Genomic DNA, 24,416 nt, shown 5'->3' on the forward strand with positions numbered 1-24,416 from the left:
GAATGGTTTGTCGGTTGTCAAGTCTCGCAAATATAGCTTAAAAATGAGAAAAACATCTTTGAGGACAAAAGTCTTATATTGAGCCACTGATCGAGCAACCCCCTGCAAAAGCAGGGCATCAGCCCACATGACACCAAGAGTAGATGCCAGGCACCCAACACCATATCGAGCTGTCGATACAGATTCCTTCCGACCAGCACGAGCTGGCCATAGCCCTGCTCGCAATGCAGGGCATCGGATACTTCCAGGAGGAGGACCAAAGACTGCTGGCCTACATCCCCGAAGCGGAGTGGTCAGAGGAAAAAGAGTCTGCCGTAATGCTGGCCCTTGGGGCCCTTCCCGGCGGAACGCCACCCATCAGGACTGAGTTCATGGCGGACCGGAACTGGAACGCTGAATGGGAGGCCCAGCTGAAGCCGATCGAGATTTCCGACCGGTTCCTCATTGTCCAGAAAAAAGGCGGGCCGGGTCCGAAACCAGGGCAGATCCAGATAGAAATCAACCCGAAGATGTCCTTCGGGACAGGCTACCATGCCACCACCCGGCTTATGCTCCGCCAGATGGAGGACCTCGGGCTGGAAAATGAGAAGATCATGGACATCGGTACCGGAACCGGCGTTCTGGCCATTGCCGCCCGCAAGCTCGGCAACACCCATCCCATCCTTGCGTTCGACAACAATGCCTGGGCAGCCGATAACGCACTTGAGAACATCGAAGAAAACAATGCCCCGGATATCCAGATTGAGCTGCTTGACGCCGAGGAAGATCTGGCCGTCAACCTCAGGAATGGCTACACCCTCATACTGGCCAACATCAACAAGAACGTAATCGACCGGATCCTTCCCGTCATCCGGGCCAACGCGCCGGGTGCCACGGTACTGCTCTCCGGCGTCCTCGTCTACGACGAGCCGTGGCTGAAAAAGCTGCTGAAACGGCTCGACTGCGAAGCTGTGCGGACCATATATGAAGACGAATGGCTCTCATGCCTCGTGCGCACCGCCGCAGACCAACCCCATCAAGCACCACATGACTGAACGCGTATCCTGCATAGATATCGGAACCAATACAGCCCTTCTCCTCATAGCCGACCTTGATCCGGAAAAGGGCACCGTGGAGCCCGTCTTCCACAAACAGACCATCATACGGCTCGGTGAACATGTCGACGAGATGAAAATCATCGACCCTGAAGCCCGTCAGCGCCTCATCAGCTGTATGCGCGACTACTCCGCGCTTTCCGGAGAACACAAATCCGACAGGATCATCGCCGTCGGAACCAGCGCACTGCGCGACGCGAAAAACCGCATGGAGGTCACCAGCGAAACCGTCCGCTCGACCGGCATCGTCATCCGCTGCATTTCCGGCGAGGAGGAAGCCGGGCTGACCTTTTTCGGTGCAGTCTCCGGAATGCAGGAAGTCCCTGACCCCTTCACGGTGATCGACATCGGGGGCGGAAGCACGGAACTCTCTATGGGATCGGTCACGGGGGTCACACAGAGTACCAGCATGGACATCGGCTCAGTGCGCCTGACGGAACGTTTTTTCTCCACCCTGCCGCCCTCGGAAGAGGAATTCGCCCGAGCAAAGGAAGAAGTGAACCGGGTGCTGACAGGAGGCGTCCTGCCGTTTTTCGCCTCCCGCGAACATGTCTTCGGCGTGGCCGGAACCCTGACGACCCTTGCCCAGCTTGCGCAGGGGATGCGGGAGTTCAACCCGGAAAAGGTGCACGGTTACCAGCTCCGCTACGATGACGTACGCCGGATACTGGAACTGCTGAAAGCCTCCTCCCTGGAGGAGATCCAATCCATGGGGGTTCCCGAAGGCCGTGCTGACGTCATAACCATGGGTGCACTCATCCTCCATCAGCTGATGCGTCTGCTCGGCCTCGGAGAAATCCGGGTCAGCGGCCATGGTCTCCGCTACGGCATTGCACTCCAGGAGCTGCAGAACATCCGCCGGAAGGAGTAAGGGCATAGATTGCAATCAGCCGTCCTTTTGCATCGCGCGTAAAGAACAGAAACCGCCTGTCATCCTCCTTCAGCCGGTATCGAGCCCGGATCGCATCGGATGAAAGAGGGAAGTCCCGCCGCTGGATGGCCGCACCCTCAATACCATGGCGCTTCAGGAACTTCCCGAACCCCTTACCGCTGTAAAGCGTCGCCTCGACCACCCGGAACACCCGCCCCGGGAACCCCTCCGGCCGATGTGCGGCAGTCAGGTAGCCGACCGAATGGTTGAGGAACACAAGCCCGCAGCTCTCGGCAACCACCCCCTCAAGCCCCGCGTTCAGGATCGCCGGATCAGGCTCCAGAAGCCACTCCATCACCTCATCCGACACCCTCCGCTCCCCCGTATCCCGCCAGGTGAACCGCCGGGCATCCCCGTCCGCGCCACGGATGCAGACCGCATGGCGTTCGACTTCCAGAGGGGCTTGAGAGTGGAGCATGAGAAGGGTTGCGCGGCACTGAGCATCGACCGAGAGTACCGTGACCGATGCAAGCGAGGGGAGGCGCTCTTTCAGCCGTGAGGTTTCCAGCGCTGGTGAGGCCTTGATACAGACATTTTGTGCCTTTTGAAGCAGCATGTCGTGAAGAGAGACAACATCCGGAGAGGCCTCTTCAAGGCGGATGCTGCGACGTGCACCTTCGCGGCGATCGGGGTCAACGTATATCCAGTCAAAGTAACCATCCGGGAAGGATGCGAGCTGCTCTTGGCTGTCACCCTGAAGACACGCCACATTCCGGCGGCCGAGAACCTCCATGTTGTGGCATGCAACGGCGGAGAGCACTACATCACGCTCAACATGCACGACCTCCTCAAACGACCCGGAAAGGAAACATGCATCGATGCCAAGCCCGCCCGACAGGTCGATCACCCGCGTGCCCTTGAGAAGCGAAGCCATATAGGACGCCGCGCGCTCCTCTGAAGCCTGCTCAAGGGCACGGGCAGTATAGAGAAGAGGACTTCGGGAAAGAAGGGGAAGTTTTACGGCGGCTTTTTTCCTGCAGGAGATCTGCTCCGCCATCGCCCGGACTGGCAGATCGGTACGGCCGTGCATGCGCATCGCAAACTCCGCCGGCTCTTCACCCTCATGCATGCCAATCATGGCGAACACGCCGGGCTCCTGCAACAGGAACAGTTCGTCCTCAGTCATCTCCGCGAAGTTTGCGCCGCAGGACCTTACCTATCTGTGATTTCGGGAGCGACTCCCTGCACTCCAGAAAGCGGGGTACCTTGTAGGCGGCAAGATCTTTCCTGCAATGCTCCCGAAGCTCCTCCATGTCAAGCCGCATGCCTTCCCGAAGCACAACCCAGGCTTTCACCGCCTCTCCCTGGCGCGGGTCCTGAACCCCCGCAACCCCGACCTCCAGAACGGCAGGGTGGCGGGCGATGACCGCCTCTACCTCACGCGGCCATACCTGGAACCCGCCGGGCTTGATGACATCTTTTTTCCGGTCAACAATAAACAAATAGCCGTCTTCATCCATATAACCGATGTCACCGGTCAGCAGCCACCCATCCCTCAGAACCTTCCCGCTCTCCCCGGGCCTCTGCCAGTACCCGCGCATCATCTGCGGAGCGCGCATCAGGACCTCTCCCACCATGTTCGTCCCGAGCGGTCCGTCGCCAGACACTTCGTCCACGATCTTCACTTCGACATCGGGCAGCGGTATGCCGACCGAGCCCGGCTTGTAGGTTCCGAGGATGGGGCTGAATGTCCCTGCGAGGGTCATTTCCGTGAGACTGTATGCATCAATGATACGTCCGCCGGTCAACGACTCGAACCGCTCCTTCGTTTCCTGCAGAAGGGGCGCAGCCCCGGAAACGCAGAGCTTCAGCGAGCGAAGCAGGCCGGGATCCCTCTTGACCCTCGGATGGGCGATGAGCGCGGTGAAGAGGGTGGGAACGCCAGGAAGAACGGACGGGCGCACACGGCGGATGGTCGAGAGCAGGTCATCGAGGTCGCGCGGGTTCGGCACCAGCACCATGGGATGGCGACCAGAGAGCGCTGCCGTCATGATGCCAGCCTGACCGTAGACATGGAAGAGCGGCATATTGAGCATGATAGGATCGCTGCCTCTCTGGAGAATGACACTGAACCACATAACAATCTGCATGCCGGAAGTGACAAGGGACCGATGGGTACTGACGACGCACTTCGGAGTACCGGTCGTGCCTCCCGAAAAGAGGAACAGCGCAGTATCGTCCGGGTCTGGAGGTGCCGGGAGAGCACCGCCATGACGACCGGACTGAAGGACGGACTGGAACGGAAGGTCTCCCTTCAGAGCGGCAACCCGGTGACCCTCCGAGCGCTCCTTCAGGAGGGTAAAGAGCATACGCGTAAACGGGGGAAGGTACTCGCCGATGCCGGTCGGGATGAGGAGGCGGAGCGGCCCGTCGGGGCTGCGATCCCTCAGGGCAGCAACTTTCGGGTAGAAAGGAGCCAGAACGACGGCCGCCGAAGCCCCGCACTCCCGGAAGGCATGTTCGAGTTCAGTATCGCTGTAGAGGGGGTTCATCGGAACGACAACGGCACCCGTCTTCCACACACCGAACTCACCGATGATCATCTGCGGGGAGTTCGGCAGGAGCAGGGCAACCCGATCCCCTTTACACACTCCGAGATCCTGTAGGCCCCGGCCAAAAGCATCACTTTCCCGCTCCAGCTCACCGTACGTCATGCTCCTTCCCTTGAACCAGAGAGCGGTTGCGTCTCCAGCCTCCGCAGCCGCACGGCGGAGCACCTCCACAAGGCCCTCTTCGGGATAGGGATAAAGGGAGTGCGGCACGCCGCGATCATACCCGCGGGTCCAGTACGCAGCATTCATGCCGTCACCTCCCTTACCGCCCGGCAGAGGACTGCCAGATCAGATTCATCAATGATGAAGGGTGGCATGAGATAGACCAGACGGCCAAACGGGCGGACCCATACTCCGCGCCGGACGAACTCGCACTGCATGGAAGCCATATCGACCGCTCGCTTGAGTTCCACCACGCCGATGGCTCCCTGAACGCGGACATCGGCTACCCCATCATATCCCCGGCACGCATCAAGCCCGCTAAGGAGGCCCTCCTCAATGCGGTGGACGGACTCCTGCCACGGCTGTGAGAGGAGAAGCCGGATGCTTGCCAGAGCGACGGCACAGGCAAGAGGGTTTGCCATGAAGGTCGGTCCATGCATGAAAAGGCCCGGCTCGCCCGAAGAAATGGCCATGACGACGGCGTCGGTCGTCAGCGTGGCGGCAAGCGTCATGTACCCGCCGGTCAACGCCTTGCCCACACACATGATGTCAGGCTCGACCCCGGCATGCTCGAGAGCGAACATCTTCCCGGTGCGTCCGAAGCCCGTGGCTATTTCGTCAAAAATGAGCAGCACGTCATACTGCAGGCAAAGCTCGCGGAGTCGGAGAAGACACTGAGGGGAGTAGAATCGCATCCCCCCGGCGCCCTGCACCACCGGCTCCAGGATTACGGCGGCAAGTTCCCCGTGGTGCTCTTCAAGCTTGCTTTGAATGTCGGCCATGACGACGTCCGTGCACTCGGCTGAAAACGGGCAGTCGGGGAGTTCGGCAAACAACTGCTCCTGCATGGCCCCGCGGAACAGGCCGTGCATACCTGTCACAGGGTCGCAGACCGACATGGCGCCGAACGTGTCGCCGTGGTAGCCACCACGAAGTGCAAGCATCCGTTTCTTTCCTGGCCGGCCAAGGGCATCCCAGTACTGCACAGCCATTTTGAGGGCAACTTCAACTGCAACGGAGCCTGAATCACTGAAAAACACTTTCTGCAGCCCTGCCGGAGTCAGATCAACGAGCAAGCGGGCCAGTTCGACGGCCGGTTCGTGGGTCAGGCCTCCGAACATGATATGGCTCATCCGTCCAAGCTGGCGGCGCACCGCATCGTCCAGCACGGGGTGACGATATCCGTGGATGGCCGCCCACCATGAGGACATGCCATCGATGAGCTGCGATCCGTCTTCAAGCTCGATCCGCACTCCCGAGGCACTCCGGACCGGATAGACCGGAAGCGGATCTTCCATGGATGTGTAAGGATGCCAGAGATGTCGGCGGTCGAAGGTGGTATCGACGGAACTGGAATCGTGCGGCATGAGGAGAAAAGGGTTAACGGGTTGGAAATCCGAGACACCTGAGCTGATCCGGCGTGAAACGCTGGCTTCCCGGCTCCCCCCGAAGCTCCACGATGCCGGCTCCGGAACCGGACCGGCATAGATGCCGGCGGAAGTAATCCAGAGAGTCGTCGCCGATCGAAGGGTCCGTTTCGCCGTAACGGTTATATACCAATCCCTGCAATGGAATACCCCGGTGGCTGCATGCTTCGAGGGAGAGGAGGGTATGGTTGATGCTTCCGAGCCAGGGACCCGACACCAGAATGAGCCCGAAGCCCTCCCCCGCGACAAAATCCGCAAAAAGCAGTTCTCCGGAAAGTGGTACAAGGAGTCCCCCGACCCCCTCAAGCAGCACTATGGGGTAGCGCTCCCGGAGGGCTGCCGTTGCACGTCGAATCGACTCCGCCGTGATTGATCCTCCCGCGAGGCGGGCTGCAAGGTGGGGAGAGGCTGGAAAGGGAAACGAACAGGGGCATGTAAGACCCTCAAAGTCTGCATCCTCCGGCGGAACACCCATCAGCCGGCGGTGTTCCAGAATGTCTTCCGACATGCCGATGCAGCCGGTCTGCACGATCTTCTGGGTGATGGCATGCCGCCCCTCCGCCCTGAGCGCTCCGGCAAGCAGACCGGTGACCACCGTCTTGCCGACACCTGTTCCGATACCGGAAATGACCGTCACGGCTCCGCTCATAACGGGCAGCCCTCCCGTTTTCGAAGGCAGCAGTATACAGGGTGGTAGGTCAGCCCCACCCCTTCCTGACGGGAAAACATGCTGCGGTAGCGATCCGAAAACTCCCTTTGCATCCCTTTCGTCCAGCGCTCACGGTTGAGACCGTTGACACCGGTGCGGCTGATGTGACGGAGGACCGCTTCAGGGGAACTGAAGGTGAGGGTGATTTCGGCCTCCCGGAGTTCAAGGACTTCGAAATGCCTTTCACCAAGTTCACGAGTCTCTGCCATGGTGCGGTAGCTGAGGGCAGTGCCCAGAAGGGCAGCGATTTCCTGCATGTTGGAGCTGCTGAACGAAGTGAACACAAAGAGCCCGCCCGGTGCCATCGATTCTCTGATTCTCCCGAAAAAAGCATCAAGGTCGTCGAGCCACTGCAGGGTTGCGTTTGAGACCACAAGATCCGACTGTTCCGGCAGAAAGGGCAGAGATTCGACGTCACCGCCGAGAAAATCAAACACCACCTCCAAATGGCGATCCATAATCCTCTTGAGGCACTCACGACTCTCCTCCACCAGATCGTTCGCAGTATATCGTGCAATGCTGAAAGCCTCAAGCATCTGCTCCGTCAGAACACCCGAACCCGAACCCACCTCCAGCACCCGTTCGAAGCGGATGGAGGGTGCATGGCGTGCCGCCATGGAAACCAGTTCCCCGGCCATTGCCTTCTGCACCACTGCCTCGTCGGAGTAGGAACCGAGGGTGCGGCGGAACCGTTCGCGGACGAGGGCCTTGTCTGTCAACCCTGCCATGCCGTCACCTCCCGGATGGTTCTGCAGTGGAAAAACGGATAGTGCGGCATGGCCGCAATCAGTGTTCGGGGGGTGGCATCCCACGCCGCATCCTGGCATACAGGAAGAAAAATGGCATCACGCCCGCCAATGAAAGCGTGGCCGTACTCCCACCCCGGCTGGAGAGTCGGCCCGGAGAAGCTGTACTGAAGACTCAAGAGTTCATTTTTCTGATCTTCGGTCGTGCGGCTGGAGGAACATTCGCGAAAGAGGGTGAGGACTTCCGGCGTCCGGCACATCCGGCCCTCAAACCGGCGACGGCTCTCTTCGCCGTACCCATCAAGCGTCGCCTGGAAAATATCAGGATGTATTCCCCGGAGCGGGTCAACAGGAAAGAGTGTCCCGTTCAGGGCGACGGCCGCATCAATCGCGGGAAGAGGAACCGCACGGGCAGCCCAGACCCCGAAGGACCAGGCGATGAGGATGATGCGTCGGTACAGGGAGAAGTCCGCTTGCAGGTCAATTTCGGGAGTGGGGGCCGTGTAGTCGTAAAAGGCGAGCATGTCGCCCGCGAACCCGTCGGCAAGGGAGTCTCTGAAGAACCGCCCGGCGTGGCAAGCGTCCGTTCCCCAGCCGCTGAAGAAGAGCACCAGCTCTTCTCGGCCGTCTCTTTTGAACCAATGGTGCTTCATCGCCGCAGTCCTCCTAGGCAGCCGGCCACACCGGCAATGTCATCCCAACCGAGAATGGATCGAAGGGAGATGCGGATGCGGGCGCTGTTTTCCGGCACGGTGGGAGGCCGGACCGCCAGAGCCAGAAACCCGGCCTCCCGCAAAGCCTCGGCCATATCGAGAGCGCGGGAGTCCGCACCAGCCGTGACCGGCACGATATGGCTCTCCCCCGGAACGTCGAACCCCAGTGCAGAAAGCTCGCTGCGGAGCCTTGAGGCCAGTGCTAGAAGCGCACTTCGCTCAGCCTGCATCCCGACCTGGCGACGGAGCGTCAAAAGGCTCCAGCCAAGGGTCACTGGAGGCAGGGCCGTCGTAAAGATAAAGGTGCGCATGGTGTTGACGAGGTACCGGCGTACCAACCCGTCCATGATGGCATACGCTCCGGCGGAGGCCAGCGCCTTGCCGAATGTACCGACGATGATGTCAACCTCGCCGGTTACGCCCTCAGTTTCAGTAAGGCCAAGCCCACGCCGGCCAAATACCCCGATGCCGTGGGCCTCGTCGATGATGAGCACGGCATCATAACGCTTTTTCAGCTCGACGAGGCGCCGGAGATCGGCCCTGTCACCGTCCATGCTGAACACCGATTCAGAAATGATGAAGATCTGGCGATACCGGCCTCGAGCCGCTTCGAGCAGTTCCTCAAGATGAAGATAATCACAGTGGCGGTATCGCTCCCACCGTGCATCGGCGATCTTCATCCCGTCAATGATGCTGGCATGATTGAGGCGGTCGGAAAGCACAAGATCGTGGCGTCCGGCAAGGGCGGGAAGGATGCCCGTATTGGCGTGGTAACCGCTGTTGAGCACCATGGCCGCCTCTCGCCCGTATAGGGTTGCCAGTTCCTGCTCAAGTTCATCATAGAGCGGGTAGCTGCCGGTCAGGAGACGGGAGGACGAGCTTCCGAGGGGCGGAAGTTCGCTCCGGCAGCTCTCGAAATAACCCCTTCGCAACTCCTGATCGTCACCGAGTCCCAGATAGTCATTCGAGGAAAGATTCAGGAGACGTTCACGGCCGATAGCAATGAACCGACCCTCACGGGATGTTACCTCAGGCACCGCGCGCAACCGGTCCCGCTCCTTCAGCTGACGGAGTTCTTCTGTTATGCGTTCATGGAACTGCATCAGCACCCTCAGGAAAAGCTTGCAAGCTGCCCTGCGAAACGGGTATCGTCAGCGACCTCGCGTCCCCTGGTGGTCAGGTACCCGCCGGTCAACAGCCCGTCAGCGCCCGATAGCATCAGCAATCCCTGGAAATCCTTCATGACGGTCTCCCGGCCTGCGGCGAACTTTATGGTTTTACGGGGGTGAACCAGACGCATGATGGCGAATGTCTTCACAATATCGACGAGCGGAAGGGATGGAGCACCTTCGAGCGGGGTCCCCTTGATAGGGACAAGAACGTTGATTGGAATGACGGAAACATCAAGCTCCCGGAGGGCGAACATCATCTCCACCCGGTCCTCCATTTGTTCACCAACGCCGATGATGCCACCGCAGCAGACCGACACGCCGTGACGGCGGAGCAAGCGGACTGTCTCTATCCGATCTTCAACGGTATGGGTGTCGGCAATAAGCTCACCATATCGGCCTGGAGCCACCTGAATATTGATGTTGTAGTGCGCTATGCCGCGTTCGGCAAGCGCTTTTGCGGTATCGGGGCCGAGCACGCCGAGCGAGGCGCAGACCTCAAGTGAAGGGAGTTCACTGTGCAGGCGGTCGATCATGGAGAGGATGCGCTGAAACTCGGTGCTCATCTTCAGATAGCCACAGCCGCTCGTCACAATACCGAAGTGCGACACCCCCTGCTCCAAGCAGCCGCGCGCCTCGAACAGCGCGGCGTCCTCATCGACAAGCGGGTATACCTCAATGTCTGAATGATTGTGGCGGGACTGGGCGCAGAACCGGCAGTTTTCGCTGCAGACCCCCGACTTCGCGTTCATGATCGAACAGGCATGCACCCCGCCCTTCCCCCAGCGGTTCCGGACCTTGTTGGCAAGGGAGGCGATGTCGAGAGCGTGTTCTCCCGGAAGTGCGGAAAGCACGAGGGCCGCATCACGGCCGATCGGCTCTCCGGTCTCGAGCACGCTGTATGCCGCACTGACAGCGGGATGAAGCGGCGGAATGGGTAAGGTGGAGGACTGCATGTGTTCCATAGGTTATTTCCTGAGACGGGCCTCGCCGGATGCCACCCTGCAGGCGGTACCGTCAGAGGTTGTGATGATGAGTTCTCCGGTCGGTGCGATGCCTGTTACCGTACCTTCAAGGGTTCCGCGCATCCGCTCGACAGACACCCTCCGACCCTGAAGGAATGCGTTTTCTTCGAGTTCCCTCTGAACGAAGCTGAGGTCGTCCTCCTGCTGCCAGCGGTCGTAGATCGGCTCAAGATGGTTGAGGACCGAGGCAAGAAGGGCGGGGCGGGAGGTTATCCTGCCGGTTTCCATCCGGATCGAAGTTGCCGTTCCCTCAAGTTCCCCCTCGAACGCCGGCTGATTGACATTGATGCCGATGCCGGCCACAACGAAATGAGCACGGTCCGCTTCCGACTGCATCTCACAGAGGATACCGCAGAGCTTCCGTCCGCTGACGAATATATCGTTCGGCCACTTGATGGCCGGCCGGAGGCCTCCGTCCAGAATGGTGAGCGCGCGATGCAGCGCCACGGCCAGCAGCAGGGTCAGCTGGGGAATGCGTTCCATCGGAAGCCGGGGCCGGAGCACCAGTGAGAAATAGAGGTTCACGCCTGATGGAGAATCCCAGCTGCGCCCGAGCCTCCCGCGTCCGGCACTCTGGCGTTCGGCAACGACGACAGTTCCTTCCTCTGCTCCCCCCGCAGCAAGGGAACGTGCCGTAGTGTTCGTGGACTCAAGACTCCGATGCCAATGGATCGGACGACCAAAACGGCCAGTAGAAAGGTGTGGCCCGACCTCAACGCCGAGCGGCCTTCCTGCCATCGAAACGAGACGGTACCCGAGACCTGTGCGGGCGTCGATGCCGTAGCCTTCAGTCCGGAGCATGCGGATATGCTTCCACACTGCGCTACGGGTCATGGCGAACTCCGCCGACAACTCGGCACCCGACAGAAAGGTACCTGAAGCAGCAAGGCGCTGGAGGATATGAAGTGAAACAGTGTGCATAGAAACGGCAAAGTTGTCAACCTGAATGTACAACCAGGTCGACAACTTTGCAAAAAGGATCCAAACTAACGGGTGGAGGCCATGCGTGATGCCTCGTATTGGGTCCGGTAGGACTGGAGACCCTGGAAGATGCCGTAGGCTATCTTGGTCTGCTCCTGGCGATCACGAAGAATAACCTCTTCACGGGGATTGGAGATATAGCCGACTTCTACAAGGGCGCTCGGCATTGAAGGAGTCCAGAGCACCATAAACCCAGCCTGGCGGACGGTCCGGCCGTTCGTGCTCGTCGAACGGTCGAGCGGCTTTACGAGTTCCCTGGCAAGAGTGGTGGAGTGGCGGCTGAAGGAGCTCTGGGCCATGGAACTCATGATGAGATGCTCGTCACTGAAGTTCCGGTACTGCTCCCGGTAGTCCGCCTCCTGGCTTATGACGCCGTTTTCAAGCATGGCGACCTTCAGTGCGGCTGCTGTCTTGTGCGGACCGAGGATGTAGACCTCCGGCCCCCGGATCGAACGGTTTTCATTGGCGTTGCAGTGCACGCTGAGGAACAGCTTGCCCTCAGTGCGGTTGGCGATCTTGCCCCGCTCGTGAAGAGGAATGAAAATGTCGTCTTTCCGGGTATAAACGACCTCCACGTCAGGCCACTTCCTTGAAATAATGCTGCCAAGATCTCTGACGATGTTGAGCGCAACGTCCTTCTCACGGGTTCCTTTCAGACCGACCGCCCCGGGATCCTTTCCGCCGTGACCGGCGTCGAGCACGATGGTGTTGAGTCTCCATTTCTCCACATCGCCTCTGATGACACTTGCAATCCGCTGTGATTTTTCCCTGCTGCGAATAGCCTCCACGTCTGCATCGCTTCGCACATAGAGCAGGTAACGGTTGTTGCGCTGGTCTCGCTGGTAATCGAGTGAGCGCACGATACCTGAGCGGCCGTCAAAGGCCACACTGAAACGCAGTGCGCCGGCAGTAGTTCGCTCGGCCGTGACGGAGCGAACAATGCCCGAGGGGAAGATCTTTCTGAGGGTGGCGGGATCGCCGGAGGCTCCGGAAAGGATAAAAGCGGCATTGCCTGCAGTATCGGGCTGCGAAAGCGATGCCGAAGCATGTGCTCCGGATGCTGAAAACGAAATGATTGCCCCGTTGGCACGCTCTTCAACCTCAATGCCGGTTATCCTCGTCGGGCCGAAAGCCGGGGGCGGTTCGGGCGAAAGGGTGCCGATGGCAGCTTCGGAGCGGCCGGCAGGACGGGGCTGCAGCCAGGCCTTGAAAGTCTTTTCGGAAGCGCTGTATACGACATCGCGGTCAAGCCAGAGGGAAAAAAGTCTGGCAGTCTGGCTTATGGGAAGAAAGAGACGCTGGTCAAGCAGTTGCGGAGCAGCGGAAAGCTGCACAATCCTTGCTGGATCGGCCGCACGACGGGAGACGATACGGGCAAAACTGTTACCGGCAGTAACGGTGCACACGCTGCCGGGCAGAGCGATAGCCTCTTCAGCCGAAAGCATTCCTGCCGAGGTCCGGTAGGTAAGCCGCATTGCTCTCGTCATGGACTGAAGGTCGACAAGGATCCGGCCGTCTGCGCCTTTCCGGGTAAGCACCTTTATGGTGTACCCCTCGCCGTTGCCCTGAATGACTCGAAGGGGGACCGAGGAAACAGTCCATGGCGGAGCGGTGGCTGCAGAGAGTTGCTCCGGCAGGAAAAGCGCAATAATCAGGGCAAACAGGATATGCAGGACCGCAGGACGAGAAGAGGGCATCATGAAAACGGCCGATTGTCTATGAGTTGAATTCTTATGGGTTATGTCGCGGTTTTTTCCGGTCTGAATCGACCACCCCGCGATCCGGGCCCGTCCGGGTGCCGCGGCACCGATCAGCGGCATTATAATAAATATAAGGGTAGCCTGAAATTTGTTTTTAAGCAACCAAGGCCTATCTTTTTCAAAAATTCATTGCAACGCTCTCACCACAGGGACTGACGAATGGCTTCAAAAGCAGCGGCACTGTCCGCCAGAAACAGGACCCTGATCGTCGTGGAGTCACCATCCAAGGCAAAGACGATCAACAAGTACCTCGGGGACGGCTACACGGTGTTCGCCTCGGTAGGCCATATCAAGGATCTTCCCAAAAAGGAGATCGGGCTTGATTTCGACAACCATTACGAGCCCCGGTACGAAGTCATCCCCGGCAAGGAGAAGGTGGTGCGCCAGCTAAAGAAGCTCGCATCGGAGGCTGACGGGGTCCTGATCGCAACTGACCCTGACCGCGAGGGTGAGGCTATCGCATGGCACATCGCAAATGAAATCGGCAGTACACCGAAGCCTGTATTCAGGGTGATGTTCAATGAAATCACCAAAAGTGCTATCCTTGCAGCCATTGAGGAACCGCGCCAGATTGACTACCGGCTGGTCCGCTCCCAGCAGACCCGCCAGGGGCTCGACAAGATTGTAGGCTACCGGGTCAGCCCGTTTCTCTGGAATGTGGTCATGCGCGGACTGTCTGCAGGACGCGTGCAGTCCGTAGCCCTTCGACTGATCTGCGAACGCGAGGTGGAGATTAACAATTTCGAGGTTCAGGAGTACTGGACCATAGCAGCGGACTTCATCACAGAGAGCAAAGAAACCTTCCGTGCCCGGCTGGTTAAGCTCGAGGGAAAGAAACCCGAACTCTCGAACCAGAAGGAGGCAGAAGCTGCTGCCGACCTCGTCAAGAACGGCAGCTACACACTTCTGGACATCGCACCGCGCACCCAGCAGCGCAAGCCCCCGCTTCCCTTTACCACGTCCCTCCTCCAGCAGGCTGCATCGAATCAGCTCGGATTCGGCTCAAAGAAGACCATGCGACTCGCACAGCAGCTTTATGAAGGAATCGATCTCGGAGAGGAAGGTGCAACGGGTCTCATCACCTACATGAGGACTGACTCGATCCGCATCGGCACTGAGGCGGCAGGACAGGCCCGCAGCTTCATCGAACATGCCTTCGGCAAGGAGTACATCGGCTGGGGCGGAGCGGCAAAATCATCGAAAAACGCTCAGGATGCCCACGAGGCGGTCCGTCCGACCGCCGTCGGAAGGCGCCCCGAGCAGCTTAAGTCCTATCTCTCAGCGGACCAGTTCAAGCTCTACGATCTCATCTGGAAGCGGTTCGTGGCAGCTATGATGGCTCCGGCAAAAATCGAGCAGACAAGGGTCGACGTCGGCGACCCGGCCCGCGACATCATGTTCAGAGCCAGCGGAAGCCGGGTACTCTTCCCCGGCTTCATGCGGGTGTTCAACGACCAGGAGGAGCTTGAATACGAAGCCCGGAAATCGACAAAGGACGAAGGGGAGAAAGAGCAGGAGGTGCGCCTCCCGAAGCAGCTTGACAAGGACGGCCGGCTCGGCCTCGGAGAAATCGACAACCGCCAGAGCTTCACCCGCCCCCCGGCGCGATTCAGTGAAGCGACCCTCGTCAAGGAGCTCGACAACTACGGCATCGGACGCCCCTCGACCTATGCATCCATCTTCTCCACCCTGCAGGACCGACGCTACGTGGAGCTGCAGAAAAAGAAGATCATACCGACCATGCTCGGCATGGACGTGTCGCAGATCCTCGTAGCAAACTTCCCCGATCTCTTCAACGTAGACTTCACCGCCGAGATGGAGGGAGAGCTCGATAAGGTTGCGGCCGGCGAGGATGAGTACGAGAAAGTGCTCGACAGCTTCTACCGCCCGCTCGAAACTGCTCTCAGCGTTCGCAAGGAGGATCCGCTGATCCCACAGAACCGCGATGCTGCGCTCTGCGAGAAATGCGGAGAAGGGCACATGATCGTCAAATGGACACAGAGCGGCAAGTTCCTCGGCTGTTCCAGATATCCGAAATGCCGTAACATCAAGCCGATCAGCACCAACCGCGAAAAGCCCAAGGATACAGGCATACTATGCCCTTCATGCGGCGAAGGGCATATGCTCCTGCGCAACGGCAGGCTCGGCCCGTTCCTTGCCTGCTCCAGCTACCCGAAGTGCAACACCCTGCTCAATCTCTCGAAGCAGCGGCATGTCGAACCGATGAAGATCCCTCCGGTACAGACCGACCTCGCCTGTCCTAAGTGCGGCTCTCCGATGAACCTCCGGGTAGGCAAGCGGGGCCCCTGGCTCGGCTGCTCGAAGTTTCCAAAATGCCGCGGACGGATGGCATGGAACACTCTCGACGAAGGAATCCGGGCGCACTGGGAAGCGGTCATGGAGGAGCACAGGAAGGCCCATCCCGCCGTCACCCTCATGATGGTGGACGGCACGCCAGCACCGATGCAGATGGCAGTCGACGATATCATACAGATGGCAGAGGAAAACGGCATGGTCGAAATTGCCGTCGAAGCACCTGAAGAAGCGGTGAGCGAAAAGCAGGACTAGGCATCGAAGCACGGCAGAGGCGAGCCATGCATCTGATACACCCCTTACAGACAAAGCCCGGCGGGAGCGCTTGCTCCGCCGGGCTTTTTTCGTTCTGCTCCCCTTGCTGTGGTTACAGCGCTGAGGCTGTGGGCAGTATTAGAGGAACAGCAGCGCCCCCCGGTAAGCAATGAATGACAGCACCCAGGCCACAGCGAGCGAGTATGCCGAATAGAGCAGAACCGGCTTCCACCGGCCCACCTCCTTCTTCATGACCCCGAGGGCTGCGACGCAGGGCAGGTAGAGCAGCACGAACACCATCAGGCTGAGAGCCGTTGCCCGGTTGAAGGCCGGATCGCTCCTGAGGGTCGCCTGCAAATCCCCGGTATCGGTATCGGAAGAAAGCGAATAGATGGTGGCCATTGTGGAAACGACCACCTCCTTGGCGGCCAGACCTGTGACAAGAGCGATCCCGATCCGCCAGTCGAAGCCGAGGGGCCTGATGACCGGCTCCATCAGCATGCCTGCACGTCCCGCAAGGGAGTGGGCCAGCTGCTCACTCTGGGCACTCTGCTCAAGGGCGGAGAGGCGATCCTCTTTTTCGGCGGCACCGAGCCCTGCATCCGCTTCAACCGCAGCGCGAGAGCGCTGGAGGTCCGCTTCAATGACCGCACTCCGGGGGTAGTTGCTCGCAACCCAGATGATAACCACAGCAGCAAGGATAAGGGTACCGGCCTTTTTAACGTACATCAGAGCCTTCACCTTCGCCTGGAAAACTACCGACCCCAGTGTCGGCCAACGGTAGGGAGGAAGCTCCATGACAAAGGGCTCGGAGTCGCTGCTGAGCACCGTCGACTTCAGGATCCATGCGGTCCAGAGCCCGACGGCGATGCCGAGCAGATAGATACCGAAAAGGATGTTAGCGGCCATCGAGGGGGCGAAGAATGCCCCGCAGAGCAGCACATAGACCGGCAGTTTGGCACCGCAGCTCATGAACGGGATGATCATGATGGTCGCGAGGCGGTCGGTACGGCTTTTCAGGGTCCGGGTGGCCATGATGGCCGGAATGGAGCAACCGAATCCGGTGATCATCGGGATGAACGACTTTCCGTGCAGCCCGAAACGGTGCATTACCCGGTCTATGACAAAGGCTGCCCGGGCCATGTAGCCCGATGCCTCGAGGAACGACAGGCCGATGAAGAGCAGCACGATATTCGGCAGGAACACCAGGACGCCACCGACACCGGCAAGCACCCCGTCAAGAAGGATCGAGCGCACCATGCCGTCCGGCAGGTATCGCCCACCCGCAACAGCCAGCATACTGAAAAGGGAGGATAGCCACTCCATGACCGGTGCGCCTAAAGTAAAGGTGAAATGGAACACCGCCCATACGACAAAAAGGAAAACGGGTAAACCAAGCACCCTGTTGAGCACAACCATGTCGATATAGTCCGTCAGCGAGGTGCGTTTTTCCTTCGGCAGCTCGACGCACTCTTTCATAGCTCCCCTGATGAACGAATGCCGGTCTTCACTGATAAGCTCTTCAGGATCCGACCCGTAAAGCCGGCGGGCATCTTTCAGCGCGGCCTGCATGACCACTTCGGCCTTCACCCATGCGGGCTGGCGCTGGATTTCACGGTAGACCTCCCGGTCGCTCTCGAGCAGCTTGATGGCAAGCCATCGGCTGTTGTATGCGGCGAGTTCCCGCTCCGCTGCCAGCAGTTCGGAGATCTCGTTGATGGGCTCTTCGAGGCCTGAACGAAAAAACAGTTTGTTCTTCTGTATGGTAATGTCTCCCGTTCCGACGCGGATGACATGGTCAAGCAGCGACTCAAGGCCCGTACGCTTTTTGGCGGAGGTCGGCACAATGTGACACCCGAGAAGTTTCTGGAGCTGCCGGGTGTTGATCTTCATTCCCCGCTCCTCTACCTCGTCCATCATGTTCAGGGCAACGAGGAAATCAACCTCCATCTCCATGAGCTGGGTGGTGAGCAGAAGGCTCCGCTCGATGTTCGGCCCTTCGATGACATTGACAACCACGTCAGGTCGATGCTCGATGAGATACTTCCGGGTGACTATTTCCTCAGGGGAGTACGGAGTGAGGGAGTAGGTGCCGGGAAGGTCGACGACCTTTATGCGGTAGCCCCGGTAGTCTAGGTACCCTTCATATTTTTCTATCGTTACGCCAGGAAAGTTGCCGACTTTCTGGTGGGCACCCGTCAAAACGTTGAAGAGCGATGACTTGCCGCAGTTCGGATTGCCGGTGAGGGCTATGGAGAGCTCTTTGGATGTCGTCATCTCCCCCCCCCGAATCCATATCGCCGACGGGCTCCGGTGTGCATCGGCATGCCATCGCCGACACCTCCGCTGCGCTCCACCATGATTCCATCAGCCTCGCTTTTGCGCATGGTAAGGTAGAGTCCCTTGAAGAAGATCTCCATGGGGTCACCGAGCGGAGCTACCCTCAAGACTTTGAAACGGGTGCCCTTGATGAGCCCCATATCCATAATTCGCCGCCTGATGGCGGCATCAACATTGAGGCCTGTTACTTCAGCCTTGTCACCGACCTGCAGTTCCGATAAACGCATGTACTTCACTCCCTCTGAAAACGCGTGCGCGTCAATTAATCTGGATTTAATATAAATAACCGCGCGCGATCACAAAAACGTTCCGGGCCTCTTTTCAAGAGCGCCATCGTTACGCGCCGTGCGTAACGGCTGCGCCGGGAAATGGGGGCCAGCCCATCTCTGTACCGCCGAGAAGATGGCCGTGGATGTGGAAGACGCTCTGCAGGGCATCGGGTCCGCTGTTGAACACGAACCGATAACCGGACTCCCTGATGCCGAGAATTTCGGCAACCGTGGCGGCTGCAAGCATTATCTGACCTGCAATCCGCTCATGGTCAGGCGCAAGATCGCTCAATGATGCAATGTGCTCAAGAGGAATAATGAGGGCATGGGCCGGAGCCGCAGGAGAGATGTCCCTGAAAGCGAGGACATGGTCGTTACGGTAGAGGATGTCAGCAGGGATTTCGCCGGCTATGATCCGGCAGAAAATGCATTCGGTACGATGGTTCGCCATGGCAATGGTCACGGTAAATGGTTAACATCCTCCACCCCCTCCGGGGCGGAATCGCGAAGCAGTTTCGAGGCAAGGACCTTGTCGATGCGCTGGCCGTCGAGGTCGACGATTTCCAGCCTCCAGTTCTCCCAGGTCATGATGTCGCCAGTCTGCGGCATCCGGCCGAGCAGCCACATCATGAGGCCGCTGAGGGTGTGGTAGCGGCCCTTCTCCTCTTCGGGAACGCTTTTGAGTTCAAGCGTATCCTTGAGTTCCGGAACGGGGATAAGGCCATCAAGGAGCCAGGAGCCGTCTTCGCGCTCGACGGCCCACGAATCCTCGCTGTTGCGCGGAACGAACTCCCCGGTTACCGCCTCAAGCATGTCCTGAAGGGTGACGAGGCCCTGAATCTCCCCGTATTCATCGACCACGAACACCATCTGGCTGCCGGAAGTCCTGAAATGATCGAGCAGTTCCATTCCGGTCAGCGATTCGGGAACATAGATGCATGGCTGAAGCTGGGAAGTGAACTCCGTCAGCCCGCCGCGAAGCGACTGTGAGAGCAGCTGCTTGGCATTGACGACTCCAAGCAGCGACTGCAGACTGCCGCTGCATACCGGAAAACGGGAGTGCTCCGACTCCGTCACCCTCGCAATGTTCTCCTCCACAGGACGGAGTATGTCAAGGTATACGATGTCTGCCCTGGGCACCATCAGGGTACCGAGCTGGCGGTCGTCGAGACGGAAAACATTGCGGACCATCTCATGTTCCTGCTGCTCGATAACACCAGCCTCGGAACCCTCCTCAAGCATGGCATGGATTTCCTCCTCCGTCACACGCTGAACCTCTTCGGGATCCTTGCCAAGCAGGCGGAGGATTGCATCGGTAGAAAAGGAGAGGAGCCTGACGAACGGGCGGGTGACAGTGGAGAGGGTGAGCATCGGCAGCGCCACGAACCGGGCAACTCCTTCCGGATTGAACTGTCCCAGCCGCTTCGGCACCAGTTCGCCGATGACGATGGTCACATAGGTGATGGATACGACCGCGACAACCGTGGCGGATATGCGGCTGGCGTCAGGATCCATGCCGAGGGAGACGAACCATGCAGACAGCGGATCGGCAAAAGCCCCTTCGCCGACGATTCCGTTGAGAATGCCGATGGAAGTTATGCCTATCTGTATGGTAGACATGAAGCGGGTCGGCTCCTGGCCGAGCTTGACTGCCACCGAGGCCGGACGGTCGCCAGCCTCGGCCAGTTTCGAAAGCCTGGAGCGCTTGGCTGAGATAAGAGCTATTTCGGTCATGGCAAGCATGCCGTTGACCAGAATCAAAAAAAGGAGAAAGAGCAGTTCCATACGTTGGATTTGGTTCGCCGGGGAAACAGGTTTTGGAACCCGGATGCATTCTATTACGCTTTTTCCCTTTTATTTCCAAAAGGGGCATCCGGCCGGCGTTCTAAAACGTTGCTCAGTGACTTCCGTTTCCGACGTAAGTCGTTCCATCGGGACCGATGGCGTGGAGTTCGAGCACGACTTCCTCGCTGCCGGCCACGGCATAATGGGGCACCCTTACCGGCTCGGTAAAAAAGCTGCCGGCAGGCATGGCGCGGAGGGCGGCGTTGTCGAACCGCTCCCCGAAAGCGAAGTAGAGTGTTCCTTTCAGCACAGTCACCATCCGGGCCTTATTCGGATGGTAGTGCGGATCCAGACGGGTACCGGGCGCAAGCTTTATGCGCTGGGCATATGGTTCAGAAAGGGCTGGATCGCCAGCGAGCAACGTTGTCTCAAGACCGTGGAGTTTCGGATTCGCCACCCAAACCAGTTTTTCAGGCAGGATTGCTATGCCCGTTTCTTCGGTGATAGACTGGCTTACCGTTGCCAAAGAGTACTGCGGTGCCGCTACGAGGAGGCCCAAAAGGAGCGCAAAGAATATGGAACGCTTCATGCTGAAGGGGTTTTGATTTATAAATACCGTACAATCTACGCAGATCTCCCCACTCGGCAAAATCCAGAACCGACAGCAGGCAACAGATCCGGAACTGCGGAATAAGAAACATTCCTATATTACCTCTGATTGTTGGCATATGACCGTAAACACACCATCCTGACGACCATGCACCAGACACTGAAAAGAACCCTCGCCTGCATCCTGTTTCTCCTCATGGCCGCCTGCTCCCGACCGGCACCGGAAGCCGTCGACATCGACGGCAACAGCTACCGGACCGTGCGTGCCGGCTCCATGATATGGACTGCCGAAAACCTGACGGTCTCAAGGTTCCGTAACGGCGAGCCGATCCCCGAAGTCCGGGATGCGGCCGAGTGGGCGGCGCTCACCACCCCGGCCTGGTGCTGGAACAGCAACAGCCCGGAAAACGGAAAGAAGTATGGAAAACTCTACAATTGGCATGCGGTCAATGACCCGAGAGGGCTGGCGCCTGAGGGTTGGCACGTGGCCACGGATGCTGAATGGACCTTGCTCTCGGAACTGCTCGGTGGCGAAGGGGTGGCCGGAGGAAAGCTGAAGGCTGTCAAGGGCTGGACTGAGCCTAACGAGGGGGCGGAAGACGCCATCGGGTTCCGGCTGCTTCCGGCGGGGGCGCGCCGCGACACGGATGGGGATTACATGGAACCCGGCGGCTACAACCGGCTCTGGACATCGACCGAAATCTCCGGCAAAGCCGCGTGGGGCCGCAGTATCGGCTACTTCGACGCCACCTTGAGGCGCGGAAAGGCGAACAAGAACACCGGCTTTTCTGTCCGCTGCGTCAAGGATTGAGTCAGAGCGAATCGCCCTTCGAGGGCTTTTCTTTCTGCTTCATGAGTGAAGCCGTGAGGAACCCTCTGTTCAGAATGGCGATGTTTGTGACGGATATTCCCTTCGGGCATTCAGCCTCGCAGGCATAGGTGTTGCTGCACCCGCCGAAGCCGAGACCGTCCATGCACTCCACCATCTTCATCACCCGGTGTTCCGCCTCAATCTCTCCCTGAGGCAACAGGGCGAGATGGGAAACTTTCGCTCCGATGAAAAGCATTGCCGCTGCATTCGCACAAGCCGCTACACATGCCCCGCATCCAATGCAGGCGGCGGCATCGAACGCGTCGTCCGACTGCTCCTTCGGAACAGGAATGCTGTTGGCGTCCGGCACACCTCCGGTATTGATGGAGACATATCCGCCTGCCTGGATGATGCGGTCAAGCGCGCTGCGGTCAACAATAAGGTCCCTGATGACAGGAAAAGCCTTCGCCCGCCATGGCTCTATCGTGATGGTGTCGCCGTCCTTAAACGAACGCATGTGCAACTGGCACGTGGTAACACCCTTTACGGGCCCGTGCGGGCGGCCGTTGATGTAGAGGCTGCAGGTGCCACAGATTCCCTCCCGGCAGTCATGGTCAAAAGAAACGGGCTCCTGGCCGCCTTCGATCAACTGCTGGTTGAGGATGTCGAGCATTTCGAAAAACGAACTGTCGGGAGAGATGCCGGAAACCTTATAGGTAACCATGCTGCCTTTTGCTTCGGCGTTTTCCTGCCGCCAGATCCTGAGAGTGTAGTTCATGACCGTCGTTGAAATGGTGATGGGGGCAAAGGGACGCCGCCCCGTTACTTGTAGCAGCGCTGCGATAACTTGATGTCGTTGAACTCGAGGCGTTCTCGGTGCATCGAGGGCTCGGCACCTTCGCCGGCAGCCTCCCATGCGGCAACGAATGCATACTCATCATCGTTGCGCAGGGCCTCTCCTTCGGGAGTCTGGAACTCTTCGCGGAAATGTCCGCCGCACGACTCCCTGCGCATGAGGGCATCGCGGGCCATGAGTTCGCCGAGCTCAATGAAATCGGCGACCCGCCAGGCCTTTTCAAGCTCGGGGTTGTACCGGTCCATCCTGCCAGGCACACGGACATCCTCCATGTACTCCCGGCGGAGTTCGCCGATAAGCCCGAGTGCATGCTGGAGGCCCGCCTCGTTGCGGGCCATGCCGCAATGATCCCACATAATCCGGCCGAGACGACGGTGGAAATGGTCGACGCTCCGGCTTCCACCAGTAGAGAGATACCGGTTCAGGCGCTCACGAACGGCTTCTGCCGCGAGGGTAAACTCGTGAGAAGCGGGGTCGATGCGGGGGGTGTGGATCTCGTCGGCCAGGTAGCTGCTGATCGTTGCCGGCAGGATGAAGTACCCATCAGCCAGTCCCTGCATGAGGGCCGATGCTCCGAGCCGGTTGGCCCCGTGGTCGGAGAAGTTGGCCTCGCCGATCGCATACAGACCCGGAATGGAGGTCATGAGTTCATAGTCGACCCAAAGGCCGCCCATCGTGTAATGGACCGCCGGATAGATCATCATCGGAGTACGGTAAGGATCCTCTGCGACGATCTGACCATACATCTGGAAGAGGTTCCCGTAGAGTGCTTCTATGGTGTCATGCCCTTTGCGCTTGATGGCGTCCTTAAAATCAAGGAAGACTGCCATGCCGGTGCGGCCGACCCCGAACCCCGCATCGCAGCGCTCCTTGGCAGCGCGTGAAGCCACGTCGCGCGGCACCAGGTTCCCGAAGGCAGGATAACGGCGCTCAAGGTAGTAGTCGCGGTCCGACTCGGGAATATCGACCGGAGTAATCTCCCCGCTTTTGAGCCGATCAACATCCTTTTTTAAAGCTGGAACCCAGATGCGGCCGTCGTTGCGGAGGCTTTCGCTCATCAGCGTCAGCTTCGACTGGAAATCGCCGTGAACGGGAATACAGGTCGGATGGATCTGGGTGAAGGAGGGGTTTGCAAAAAGCGCCCCTTTCCGGTATGCGCTCCAGGCCGGGCTTACGTTGGAGCCCATGGCGTTGGTGGAGAGGTAGAAGACGTTGCCGTATCCGCCGCTCGCCATCACCACTGCATGCGCAGCATGACGCTCGATCTCTCCGGTGACGAGGTTGCGGGCGATGATGCCGCGCGCCCGGCCGTCTATGAGCACGGTGTCGAGCACATCGCGACGGTTGTAGAGGGTAACGGTTCCGGCCGCGATCTGGCGGGAAAGGGCTCCATAGGCACCCAGAAGCAGCTGCTGTCCGGTCTGGCCCCTTGCGTAGAAAGTACGGGAAACCTGCGCCCCACCGAACGAGCGGTTGGCCAGAAGGCCACCGTACTCGCGGGCGAAGGGAACTCCCTGAGCCACGGCGAGGTCAATGATGCTGTTGCTTACTTCGGCAAGCCGGTAGACGTTGGCCTCACGGGCCCGGTAGTCGCCGCCCTTGATAGTGTCGTGGAACAGGCGATGGATGCTGTCACCGTCGTTAGGATAGTTCTTGGCTGCGTTGATGCCGCCCTGCGCAGCGATGCTGTGGGCGCGCCGCGGGGTGTCCTGATAGCAGAACGCCTTGACGTTGTAGCCAAGCTCGCCAAGCGACGCGGCGGCAGAAGCACCGGCCAGACCTGTGCCGATGACGATGATATCGAGCTTGCGCTTGTTCGACGGACTGACCAGCCTGCAGCCCGAACGGTAAGCCGTCCATTTTTCAGCAAGGGGGCCTTCGGGGATCCGGGCGTTGAGTCTTGTCATTG

At 59.2% G+C, this 24,416-nt stretch carries 21 protein-coding genes; 4 read left to right on the top strand and 17 right to left on the bottom strand.

Features of this window, described 5'->3' with window-relative positions:
* Positions 1-143 precede the first annotated feature (143 nt).
* Both prmA and A3K90_RS02425 read left to right on the top strand, forming a co-directional pair.
* A complete protein-coding gene (prmA, locus tag A3K90_RS02420) occupies positions 144-1,034 on the top strand; it encodes a 50S ribosomal protein L11 methyltransferase (protein WP_303681005.1) in 891 nt (296 codons plus the stop codon).
* Positions 1,027-1,965 carry a Ppx/GppA phosphatase family protein gene (locus A3K90_RS02425; RefSeq protein WP_303681006.1) on the top strand — a complete coding sequence of 313 codons (939 nt, stop codon included), beginning with the start codon at positions 1,027-1,029 and terminating at the stop codon, positions 1,963-1,965. The genes prmA and A3K90_RS02425 overlap by 8 nt, the downstream gene beginning before the upstream one ends.
* Here A3K90_RS02425 and A3K90_RS02430 read toward each other — a convergent pair.
* From A3K90_RS02430 to A3K90_RS02475, 10 genes are all read right to left on the bottom strand, one after another.
* A complete protein-coding gene (locus A3K90_RS02430; RefSeq protein ID WP_303681008.1) occupies positions 1,898-3,151 on the bottom strand; it encodes a class I SAM-dependent methyltransferase in 1,254 nt (417 codons plus the stop codon). The genes A3K90_RS02425 and A3K90_RS02430 overlap by 68 nt on opposite strands.
* Positions 3,144-4,826 carry an AMP-binding protein gene (locus tag A3K90_RS02435; RefSeq protein ID WP_303681009.1) on the bottom strand — a complete coding sequence of 561 codons (1,683 nt, stop codon included), beginning with the start codon at positions 4,824-4,826 and terminating at the stop codon, positions 3,144-3,146. The genes A3K90_RS02430 and A3K90_RS02435 overlap by 8 nt, the downstream gene beginning before the upstream one ends.
* Positions 4,823-6,106 (bottom strand): adenosylmethionine--8-amino-7-oxononanoate transaminase, encoded by a 1,284-nt coding sequence (gene bioA / locus A3K90_RS02440; RefSeq protein ID WP_303681010.1) that lies wholly within the window; start codon positions 6,104-6,106, stop codon positions 4,823-4,825. Before bioA ends, A3K90_RS02435 begins: the two co-directional genes overlap by 4 nt.
* Positions 6,107-6,119: 13 nt before the next feature.
* Positions 6,120-6,815 carry a dethiobiotin synthase gene (gene bioD, locus A3K90_RS02445; protein ID WP_303681011.1) on the bottom strand — a complete coding sequence of 232 codons (696 nt, stop codon included), beginning with the start codon at positions 6,813-6,815 and terminating at the stop codon, positions 6,120-6,122.
* Complete coding sequence (bioC, locus tag A3K90_RS02450) at positions 6,812-7,603, bottom strand: malonyl-ACP O-methyltransferase BioC (RefSeq protein ID WP_303681012.1); 792 nt, start codon at positions 7,601-7,603, stop codon at positions 6,812-6,814. The genes bioD and bioC overlap by 4 nt, the downstream gene beginning before the upstream one ends.
* Positions 7,591-8,274, bottom strand: a complete 684-nt coding sequence (locus tag A3K90_RS02455) for a pimeloyl-ACP methyl esterase BioG family protein (RefSeq protein WP_303681013.1) — start codon at positions 8,272-8,274, stop codon at positions 7,591-7,593. Before A3K90_RS02455 ends, bioC begins: the two co-directional genes overlap by 13 nt.
* Positions 8,271-9,437, bottom strand: coding sequence for an 8-amino-7-oxononanoate synthase (locus A3K90_RS02460; RefSeq protein ID WP_303681014.1), 1,167 nt, complete (start codon positions 9,435-9,437; stop codon positions 8,271-8,273). The genes A3K90_RS02455 and A3K90_RS02460 overlap by 4 nt, the downstream gene beginning before the upstream one ends.
* An 8-nt stretch (positions 9,438-9,445) precedes the next feature.
* The gene (gene bioB / locus A3K90_RS02465; RefSeq protein WP_303681016.1) at positions 9,446-10,468 is read right to left on the bottom strand and encodes a biotin synthase BioB; all 1,023 of its coding nucleotides are present in this window, start codon (positions 10,466-10,468) and stop codon (positions 9,446-9,448) included.
* 3 nt (positions 10,469-10,471) lie between these two features.
* Positions 10,472-11,449, bottom strand: a complete 978-nt coding sequence (locus A3K90_RS02470; RefSeq protein WP_303681017.1) for a biotin--[acetyl-CoA-carboxylase] ligase — start codon at positions 11,447-11,449, stop codon at positions 10,472-10,474.
* Between the two features lie 65 nt (positions 11,450-11,514).
* Entirely contained in the window at positions 11,515-13,209 is a 1,695-nt protein-coding gene (locus A3K90_RS02475; RefSeq protein WP_303681018.1) for an N-acetylmuramoyl-L-alanine amidase, read from the bottom strand.
* Between the two features lie 219 nt (positions 13,210-13,428).
* Here A3K90_RS02475 and topA point away from each other — a divergent pair, with 219 nt between their 5' ends.
* Complete coding sequence (topA, locus tag A3K90_RS02480) at positions 13,429-15,837, top strand: type I DNA topoisomerase (RefSeq protein ID WP_303681019.1); 2,409 nt, start codon at positions 13,429-13,431, stop codon at positions 15,835-15,837.
* Between the two features lie 138 nt (positions 15,838-15,975).
* Here topA and feoB read toward each other — a convergent pair whose 3' ends face one another.
* From feoB to A3K90_RS02505, 5 genes are all read right to left on the bottom strand, one after another.
* Complete coding sequence (gene feoB / locus A3K90_RS02485) at positions 15,976-18,114, bottom strand: ferrous iron transport protein B (RefSeq protein WP_303681020.1); 2,139 nt, start codon at positions 18,112-18,114, stop codon at positions 15,976-15,978.
* Positions 18,111-18,404, bottom strand: a complete 294-nt coding sequence (locus tag A3K90_RS02490; RefSeq protein ID WP_303681021.1) for a FeoA family protein — start codon at positions 18,402-18,404, stop codon at positions 18,111-18,113. The genes feoB and A3K90_RS02490 overlap by 4 nt, the downstream gene beginning before the upstream one ends.
* A gap of 109 nt (positions 18,405-18,513) precedes the next feature.
* On the bottom strand, positions 18,514-18,897 hold the full coding sequence (locus A3K90_RS02495; RefSeq protein WP_303681053.1) for a histidine triad nucleotide-binding protein: 384 nt from the start codon (positions 18,895-18,897) through the stop codon (positions 18,514-18,516).
* 8 nt (positions 18,898-18,905) lie between these two features.
* Entirely contained in the window at positions 18,906-20,231 is a 1,326-nt protein-coding gene (locus A3K90_RS02500; protein WP_303681022.1) for a hemolysin family protein, read from the bottom strand.
* A 112-nt stretch (positions 20,232-20,343) separates the two neighbouring features.
* Positions 20,344-20,820, bottom strand: coding sequence for a cupin domain-containing protein (locus A3K90_RS02505; RefSeq protein ID WP_303681023.1), 477 nt, complete (start codon positions 20,818-20,820; stop codon positions 20,344-20,346).
* A 168-nt stretch (positions 20,821-20,988) separates the two neighbouring features.
* Between A3K90_RS02505 and A3K90_RS02510 the strand changes: the two genes are divergently transcribed.
* Positions 20,989-21,651 carry a fibrobacter succinogenes major paralogous domain-containing protein gene (locus A3K90_RS02510; protein ID WP_303681024.1) on the top strand — a complete coding sequence of 221 codons (663 nt, stop codon included), beginning with the start codon at positions 20,989-20,991 and terminating at the stop codon, positions 21,649-21,651.
* A 1-nt stretch (position 21,652) separates the two neighbouring features.
* On the opposite strand, the gene A3K90_RS02515 is transcribed toward A3K90_RS02510, so the two are convergent.
* Complete coding sequence (locus A3K90_RS02515) at positions 21,653-22,429, bottom strand: succinate dehydrogenase/fumarate reductase iron-sulfur subunit (RefSeq protein WP_303681026.1); 777 nt, start codon at positions 22,427-22,429, stop codon at positions 21,653-21,655.
* 44 nt (positions 22,430-22,473) lie between these two features.
* Positions 22,474-24,414: a fumarate reductase/succinate dehydrogenase flavoprotein subunit gene (locus tag A3K90_RS02520; protein WP_303681027.1), complete on the bottom strand. Its 1,941-nt coding sequence runs from the start codon at positions 24,412-24,414 to the stop codon at positions 22,474-22,476.
* Positions 24,415-24,416: the final 2 nt, after the last annotated feature.

The sequence above is a fragment of the Pelodictyon luteolum genome, from assembly GCF_001622165.1.
Lineage (GTDB): Bacteria > Bacteroidota > Chlorobiia > Chlorobiales > Chlorobiaceae > Chlorobium > Chlorobium luteolum_B.